Annotated in this window: 1 protein-coding gene; it reads right to left on the reverse strand. The window is 72.2% G+C overall.

The genetic code is table 11. The annotated features are described in order from the left end of the window. A partial coding sequence (locus ACFVX4_RS41015) for an amino acid adenylation domain-containing protein (RefSeq protein ID WP_389988298.1) occupies positions 1 to 9580 on the reverse strand: 9580 nt, incomplete at both ends.

Below are 9580 nucleotides of genomic sequence, written 5' to 3' on the forward strand. Positions count from 1 at the left end.
CACGCGCCGAGAACACCAACCCCGCCCTACGCGCCCGACTCACCAACTGAATCGACACAATGCTGTCACCACCCAGCTCGAAGAAGCTGTCATCGACCGACACCCGCTCCACACCGAGCAGTTCGGTGTACAGGCGGCACAGCGCTTCCTCGCGCGGGTTGCGCGGTGCACGGTAGGTGGCGCCGCCGGTGAGCGTCGGGGCCGGCAGGGCGCGCCGGTCGAGCTTGCCGTTGACCGTCAGCGGCAGCGCGTCCAGGGTCACGAACGCGGCCGGCACCATGTATTCGGGCAGCGCCCCGGCCACATGGGCCCGCACCGCCGCCCCGTCCAGCTCTCCGGCGCGCGGCACCACGTACGCGACCAGGCGCTTGATACCGGGCCGGTCCTCCCGCACGACCACCGCGACCTGCGCGGCGCCTTCGTACCGGGACAGCACGGTCTCGATCTCACCCAGCTCGATCCGGAAACCACGCACCTTCACCTGGTCATCCGTACGCCCCAGGTACTCCAGCTCGCCCGCCCGGGTCCACCGCACCACATCACCCGTGCGATACATCCGGCCACCCGCCACACCGAACGGGTCGGCGACGAACCGCTCCGCCGTCAACCCCGCCCGACCCAGATACCCACGCGCCAGACCCGCACCCGCGATGTAGAGCTCACCCGCCACACCTGGTGCCACCGGGCGCAGCGCTTCGTCCAGCACCTGGACACGGCTGTTGGTGACGGGCCGACCGACGAGCGGCCGTGCGGTGTCGGTGGTCCGTGCGGTGAGGGTGTCGACGGTGGCCTCGGTGGGTCCGTACAGGTTGTAGCCGGTGACGCCCGGTGTCCGGGCCAGCTCCTGCCACAGGGCCGGGCTCACGGCCTCACCGCCCAGCGCGATGATCCGCGGGCGGGCCTGCGGGTCGCGCACGAGTCCTTCTTCCAGGAGCTGTTCCGCGTACGAGGGCGTGAGCTCCATGAAGTCGATGCCCGCGTCACGTACGTAGGCGATGAGCGCCGCCGGGTCGCGTCGGACGTCGTCGTCGATCAGGTGGAGTTCGTGCCCGGCGACCATCCACAGGAGCGGGTCGAGCGAGGCGTCGAAGGAGACGGCGGCGGTGAGGGCGGCGCGCAGCGGTCGGCCTGCGCTCTCCGCCTCGGCGGCGTACAGCTCCTCGAAGTGGTGGTGGTACAGATTGCCGAGGCTGCGGTGGGCGACGACCACACCCTTGGGGCGGCCGGTGGAACCCGAGGTGTGGATCACGTACGCCGGGTGGTCCGGTCGCAGCGGAACGGTCCGTCCGGCGTCGCCGGGGGCGGTGTCCGGCACGTCGCGCAGGGTCTCGACGACCGCCGGGTCGTCCAGGTCGATGCGGAGGCCGCCGCGGTCCGCGGGGATCGTGTCGCGGGTGCCGGCCACGGTGAGTACGGCGGTGGTGCCGACGTCCTGGAGCAGCAGGGCGATCCGGTCCGAGGGGTGTCCCGGGTCGACGGGTACGTATGCGGCGCCCGCCTTGGTGACGGCGAGCAGGGCGACCACGAGGTCGGTCGTGCGCGGCAGGGCCACGGCTACGTACTGCTCGGGGCCGACGCCGTGCCGGGCGAGGAGCCGGGCCAGCCGGTTGGCTCGGGCGTCGAGTTCGGCGAAGGTGAGACGGCCGTCCCGGGTGACCAGGGCGGTGTCGTCCGGGGTGCGCGCGGCCTGCTGCTCGAAGAGCTCCGGCAGGGTGGCGGCGGGGACGTCACGGGCCGTGTCGTTCCATTCGGCCAGGATCCGGTGGCGTTCCTCGGCCGTCAGGACGTCCACCGAGGACAGCTTCCGGTCGGGGTCGGTCACCAGCTCACCGACCAGCCGCACCAGGCGGGCGGACAGTTCCTGTGCCGTCTCCCGGTCGAAGAGGTCCGTGGCGAACTCGATACGGCCGCCGATCCCGGCCGGGGTGCCGTCGGTCCCGAAGGCCTCGGCGAGCTGGAAGGAGAGGTCGAACTTGGCTCCGTCCACGGTGACCTGCTCGGGCTCGATCCGCAGACCGTCCAGCTGAAGGGTGGCCTCCGCGTTGTTCTGGAAGGAGAGCATGACCTGGAAGAGGGGGTGGCGGGCCAGCGAGCGCTCGGGGTTGAGCACCTCGACGAGCTGCTCGAAGGGAACGTCCTGGTTCGCGTAGGCGGCCAGGTCGGTCTCCCGGACCCGCTCCACCAGCTCACGGAAGCTCGGATCGCCCGACACATCCGTACGCAGCACCAGCGTGTTCACGAAGAACCCGACCAGATCGTCCAGCGCCTCGTCCGTACGGCCCGCGACGGGCGAACCGATCGGAATGTCGGCACCGGCACCCAGCCGGTGCAACAGCGCGGCCAGCGCCGCCTGCACCACCATGAAGACGCTCGCCCGGCTCGTACGGGCCAGGTCGGCCAGTGGTGCGTGCGCCGAGGCCGGGATCTCCAGCGGGACCGTGTCGCCACGGAAGCTCATCTCGGCGGGGCGGGGCCGGTCCACGGGGAGCGCGAGTTCCTCCGGGAGCGCGCCGAGGGTGTGTTGCCAGAAGTCGATCTGCCGGGCGAGGCCGCTGCCCGGGTCGCTCTCGTCGCCGAGCGCCTCGCGCTGCCACAGCGTGTAGTCGGCGTACTGGACCGGCAGCGGCTCCCAGTCGGGGGCCTCGCCCGCACACCTGGCCCGGTACGCCTCGCCGAGATCACGGGCGAGCGGGGCCATGGACCAGCCGTCGCCGGCGATGTGGTGGACCACGATCAGCAGCAGGTGCTCGGTCGGTGAGGCCTCGAAGAGCGTGGCCCGCACGGGGATCCGGGTGGCCAGGTCGAAGTCCTGCGCCGCCGCTTCCGCCAGTGCCGTGGCGTCGAGGTCGAGCACGGGCAGCTCGGGCCGTGCCTGCTCGGCCGGCAGGACCAGCTGGCGCGGCCTGCCGTCGGTGTCGGGGAAGACCGTGCGCAGGCTCTCGTGGCGCACGACCACATCGGCCAGTGCGTCCCGAAGGGCGTCCCGGTCGAGGTCTCCGGTGAGGCGGACGGCGAGCGGCAGGTTGTAGGTGCCGTTGCGCTCCTCGAAGCGGTTGAGGAACCACAGCCGCCGCTGGGCCGGCGAGAGCGGGACGGTTTCCGGACGGACCCGGGCCACCAGGGCCTGGCGGGCGTCGGCCGCGTTGCCGAGCCGCTCGGTGAGGGCCGCCACGGTCGGGGTCTCGAACAGGGCCCGGACGGACAGTTCGGCGCCGAAGAGCGTGCGGACACGGCTGACCACGCGGGTGGCGAGCAGCGAGTGGCCGCCGAGGTCGAAGAAGCTGTCGTCGATGGAGACCCGCTCCACGCCGAGCACTTGGGCGAAGACCTCGCAGAGCGCCTCTTCCCGCTCGGTGCGCGGCGCCCGGCCCGCGCCGGCCGCGGAGCCGAAGTCGGGTGCGGGAAGGGCACGCCGGTCGAGCTTGCCGTTCGGGTTGAGCGGCAGCGCGTCGAGTGCCATGAACGCGGCGGGGACCATGTACTCGGGCAGCGCGGCGGCCACATGGGCGCGCAGCTCGGCGGGGTCGGTGGCCGCGCCCTCGGCGGGGACGGTGTAGGCGACGATCCGCTGGTCGCCCGTCCGGTCCTCACGGACCACGACGGCCGTCCGGGTCACGGACTCGTGGCGGGCGAGCACGGCCTCGATCTCACCGAGCTCGATACGGAAACCTCGCACCTTCACCTGGTCGTCCGTACGGCCCAGATACTCGATCTGCCCGTCCGCACTCCACCGCACCAGGTCACCGGTGCGATACATCCGCTCCCCCGCAGGACCGAACGGATCGGCCACGAAACGCTCCGCCGTCAGCCCCGGACGGTCGAGATAGCCACGCGCGAGACCCGTACCGGCGAGGTAGAGCTCTCCCGGTACGCCCGGCGGCACCGGGCACAGTGCGGCGTCCAGCACGTAGGAGCGGGTGTTGTGCAGCGGCCGGCCGATCGGCGGGGTGCGGTCGGTGTCCGTGTCCGTGTACCAGGCGGTGGCGTACACGGTGGCCTCGGTGGGCCCGTAGATGTTGGCGAGCGTGCAGCCGGGAACGGCGGCGCGGATCGTGTTGGCCGTGTGGGCGGAGAGGCCCTCTCCCGCGAGCACCACGAGACCGGCGCCGAGGCGGGCGGCCGCGCCCTGCCCGAGGGTGTGGGCGAGCGCGGAGGGAACCGCGCTGATCAGGCTGTACGTCCGCGCGTCGGCCTCCAGGAGGGCGAGGACGTCACGGACGACTTCGATGCGTCCGCCACTGAGCAGCGGGCCGAACATCTCGAAGACGGAGACATCGAAGTTGAGCGAGGTCGCGGCGACCACGTCGGAGAGCCGCTCGGGGCCGATGTCGGCGACCGCCCAGGCGGCGAACTCGGCGACGTTCCGGTGGGCGACGACCACACCCTTGGGGCGGCCGGTGGAACCCGAGGTGTAGATGACATACGCGGGGTGGCGCGGGTCCAGCGGCCGCACGCGGTCCGCGTCGGACGGGTCGGTGTCGGGGAACTCGCCGATCCTGTGCCGCAGTTCGGGCGCGTCGAGCAGCAGCGGGTCGATGCCGTCGGGCAGTACCGAGGCGGCCTCACCGGTGGTGAGCACCAGCGAGGGCCGGGCGTCGGCCAGCATGAACGCGATGCGGTCGGCCGGGTAGCCGGGGTCGACCGGCAGATACGCGGCACCGGACTTCAGGACGGCCAGCAGGGCGACCATCATCTGCTCGGAGCGCGGCAGTGCCAGGGCGACGAACTGCTCGGGGCCCGCGCCCCGCTCGATCAGCAGCCGGGCGAGCCGGTTGGCGCGTGCGTTGAGTTCGACGTAGGTCAGTTCGGTGCCCTCGTGTCCCACCGCCGCGTTGCCGGGCGTCCGGACCACCTGGGCCTGGAACAGCTCGGGCACGGTGGCCGGCGGTACCTCCCGGCGGGTGTCGTTCCACTCGGTGAGCACCTGGTGGCGCTCGTCGTCGGTGAGGACATCGACCGAGCCGATACGGGTGCCGGGGTCAGCGGTCACGGCGGCCAGCATCCGCACCAGGCGGTCACCGATCGCCTCGGCGGTGGCGCGGTCGAACAGGTCGGCGGAGTACTCGACGACACCGTCGAGTCCGGCGGGGCCGCCGTCCGCGGCGAAGGTCTCCTCCAGGGAGAACAGCAGGTCGAACTTGGCGGCCGCGATCTGGACGGGAAGCGCGGTCGCCCGCAGCCCGTCGAGGTCGAGAGTGGCTTCCGCGTTGTTCTGGAACGCCAGCATGACCTGGAACAGCGGGTGCCGGGCCAGTGAGCGGACCGGGTTGAGGATCTCCACCAGGCGCTCGAAGGGCACGTCCTGGTTCGCGTAGGCGGCCAGGTCGGTCTCCCGGACCCGCTCCACCAGCTCACGGAAGCTCGGGTCTCCGGACAGATCCGTACGCAGCACCAGCGTGTTGACGAAGAAGCCGACGAGGTCGTCGACGGCCTCGTCCGTACGGCCCGCGATGACGCTGCCGATGGGGATGTCGTCGCCGGCGCCGAGCCGGCCGAGCAGCGAGGCCAGCGCCGCCTGCACGACCATGAAGACGCTCACATGGCTCTCGCGGGCCACGGCGACGATCCGCTCGTGCACCTCGGCCGGCAGCCGCAGCGGGACGCTCCCGCCCCGGTAGGTCACCTCGGCGGGACGGGACCGGTCCGCGGGCAGCACGAGTTCCTCGGGCAGACCCGCGAGCGCGGTCCGCCAGTGGTCGATCTGCCGGGCCAGCGGGCTCGCCGGGTCGCTCTCGTCGCCGAGCACCTCGCGCTGCCACAGGGTGTAGTCGGCGTACTGGACCGGCAGCGGCTTCCAGGTGGGCACGGTGCCGCCGTGCCGCGCGTCGTAGGCGAGTCCCAGGTCACGGGCGAACGGGGCCAGTGACCAGCCGTCGCCCGCGATGTGGTGCAGCACGACCAGCAGCACATGGTCGGTGCCGGGGGTCTCGGCGTCGGTGATCCGGAACAGGCGGGCGCGCAGCGGCGGTTCGGCGGAGAGGTCGAAGCCCTCCGAGGACGCCTCGTCGAGCGCCGCGTCGAGTCCGGCCGACGTGACGGCGGTGACGGGCAGGTCGGGGCGGGACACCCCGGCGGGAAGCACGAGCTGGCGGGGCCGTCCGTCGATCTCGGGGAAGACCGTGCGCAGCGTCTCATGCCGTACGACCACATCGCCCAGGGCGTGGCGCAGGGCGTCCGGGTCGAGGCTGCCGGTGAGGCGGAGCGCCAGTGGCAGGTTGTAGGTGGCGCCGGGGCCCTCGAGGCGGTTCAGGAACCAGAGCCTGCGCTGGGCCGGGGAGAGCGGAATCTCCTCGGGCCGTTCCCGTGCGGTCAGTGCCTGGCGGGCCCGGCCGGCGTCGGCGATCCGCCCCGCGAGCAGGGCGACAGTCGGTGCCTCGAACAGGGTACGGACGGCGAGTTCGGCGCCGAAGACCGAACGGATACGGCTGACCAGTCGGGTGGCGAGCAGCGAATGCCCGCCGAGGTCGAAGAAGCTGTCGTCGACGGAGACCCCCGGCAGACCGAGCACCTCGGCGAAGAGCGCCCCGAGGATCTCCTCCTGAGCGTTGCGCGGTGCACGTCCGGCCGGCGAGGACCCCGGGTCGGGGGCGGGCAGCGCCCTGCGGTCGACCTTCGCGTTGGCGGTCAGGGGGAGGGCGTCCAGGGTCACGAAGGCGGACGGGACCATGTACTCGGGCAGCCCGCCGCCGACGTGGGCCCGCAGTTCCGCCGGGTCGACGGTGCCGTCCGACGGTACGACGTACGCGACGATCCGCTGGTCGCCGGGTCGGTCCTCGCGGACCAGGACGGTCGTCTGGGAGACGCCGGGGTGGCGGGCGAGCGCGGCCTCGATCTCACCGAGCTCGATCCGGAAACCTCGCACCTTCACCTGGTCGTCCGTACGGCCCAGATACTCGATCTGCCCGTCCGCACTCCACCGCACCAGGTCACCGGTGCGATACATCCGCTCCCCCGCAGGACCGAACGGATCGGCCACGAAACGCTCCGCCGTCAGCCCCGGACGGTCGAGATAACCACGCGCGAGACCCGCCCCCGCGAGGTACAGCTCACCCGCGACACCGGCCGGCACCGGACGGAGAGCGGCGTCGAGGACGTACACGCGCATGGCATCGAGCGGTCGGCCGATGGGGACGCTGTGCGGCGCCTCGGCCGCGGACCTGATCGCGTACGTGGTGGCGAAGGTCGTGGTCTCGGTGGGCCCGTAGCCATCGACCACGACGAGTCCCGGGCAGGCGTCGAGCACCCGGCTCACCGCGGCGGCGGGTACCACGTCGCCACCGGTCCACACCTGGCTGAGGCGGCTGAGGCAGCCGGGACCCTCGTCGGCGATCAGCCGGAACAGTCCGGCGGTCAGCCAGAGCGCGGTGACACCGTGTCGTGCGACGGTCTCCCGCAGCCGTACCGCGTCGAGGTCGCCGGGCGCGGCGACGACGACCTGGCCGCCGCCGAGCAGCGGCACCCACAGTTCGTAGGTGGAGGCGTCGAAAGCGGTCGGCGAGTGCAGCAGGACCCGGTCATGACCGAACTCGAACCTGCGGTCGGCGGCCAGCGCGGCGATGTCGCGGTGGGTGACTCCGACCCCCTTGGGCACTCCGGTGGAGCCGGAGGTGAACATCACGTAGGCCAGCTGCTCCGGATGCACCACGACGGCCGGGTCGTGGGTGGGGCTGTCGGGCGCGATCAGGGCCGGACCGGCCTCGATCACCGTCAGTTCCGCTGCCGGGGCGGAGCGGGTGGACGCCGGGTCGGCGAGCAGCACCTTCGCACCCGTCTCGGCGAGGATGTGCCGCACCCGGGACTCGGGGAAGCGGGGGTCGAGCGGTACGTACACACCGCCCGCCTTGAGGACGGCCAGCACGGCCGCCACCAGGTCGGGTGAGCGTTCCATGAGCAGCGCCACCCGGTCCTCGGGCCGTACGCCCGCCGCGATGAGGCGGTGCGCCAACCGGTTGGCACGTGCGTCGAGTTCACCGTAGGAGACGGTGTCGGTGTCGGAGACGACGGCGTCGGTCGACGGCGACCAGGCCGCGAGGTCAACGAAGAGCGCGGGCACCGACCGGTCCTCGGGCTCGTTCCGCTCGGTGTCGTTCCAGCCGACCAGCAGCTGGTGCCGCTCGTCCGCGCCGAGCAGGGACATCCTGCCGACGGGGGCGTCGTACTGCGCGGGAGCACCTTCCAGGAGCCGTACGAGCCGGCCCATCAGGGCGTCCGCGGCGGCGGCGTCGAAGAGGTCGGTACGGAAGTCCAGCCGCAGCTGGAGGCGTTCACCGGGTACGGCGGTGAGAATGAGCGGGTAGTGGGTGGCGTCGTGGCCCTCGATGCCGGTGACGGAGAGGCCACCGCCGATCTCCAGTACGTCCGCGTCGAGCGGGTAGTTCTCGAACACCACCAGGGTGTCGAAGAGCTCTCCGAGGCCGGTCGCCTGCTGGATGTCGATCAGGCCCAGGTACTGGTGGTCCATGAGACCGGCCTGCTGGTCCTGGAGCCGGTTCAGGAGACCGGACAGGGTCTCGGACGGGTCCAGCCGAACCCGTACGGGAAGGGTGTTGATGAAGAGCCCGACCATGGACTCGATGCCGGGGACCTGCGGGGGCCGGCCCGAGACCGTGCCGCCGAAGACCACGTCCTGACGGCCGGTGAGCTGGCCCACCGCCATCGCCCACACCGCCTGGAGGAGGGTGTTGAGGGTCACCCCGCCGGTGCGGGTGAGAGCGGTGAGGCGCTCGGTGAGGGCGGCCGGGAGGTCCACGACGACGCGGTCGGGGGCGGCGGGGCTGCCGTCCCGGCCCGCGGGCGCGACCAGTGTCGGCTCGTCGAGCCCGTCGAGGACCTGCCGCCAGGCCTGCTCGGCGACGGTACGGTCCTGCGCGGCCACCCAGGCCAGATGGTCCCGGTTGGGAGTGACGCGCGGCAGGGCAGAGCCGTCCCCCGAGCTGCCGTAGAGCGCCAGCAGCTCCTTGACCAGGATGGGCATGGACCAACCGTCGAGCAGGATGTGGTGGTTGGTGATGACCAGGCGGTGCCGGTCGGCGCCGGTCCTGAGCAGCGCGAAACGCATCAGCGGGGGCCGGGCCGAATCGAAGCGCGAGGACCGGTCCCGGGTCATCCAGCGATGCAGCTCCGACTCGCGCTCCTCCTGCGTCAGGTCACTGAAGTCCATCTCGGACCAAGGGAGTTCGAAGTCGGCGGGGATGACCTGGACGGGGGTGTCGAGCCCTTCGTACCGGAATGCCGCCCGCAGTCCGGCATGACGGGAGAGCAGGGTGTGGGCGGCGGCCCGCAGGGCCTCCGCCCGGAGCGGGCCCTCGATGTCGAGTGCGAGCTGGACGGTGTAGACGTCGTCGCCCTGCTCGTCGTAGACGGCGTGGAAGAGGAGGCCCTGCTGGAGCGGGGAGAGCGGCAGTACGTCGGTGAGCCGGCCGTGTTCGTTCTCCAGGTGGTCGATCTGCTCCTGGGTCACCGAGACCATCGGCCGCAGATCGGACGGCGTCAGCCCGCCCGCACCGGGGCCGGCCGCGTGGGCGGCGAGCGACCGAAGCGCACGGAACCAGCCCTCGGCGAGCGCCCGCACCTCGTCCTC

The sequence above is a fragment of the Streptomyces sp. NPDC058240 genome (assembly GCF_042882135.1).
In the GTDB taxonomy this organism is placed as follows: domain Bacteria; phylum Actinomycetota; class Actinomycetes; order Streptomycetales; family Streptomycetaceae; genus Streptomyces.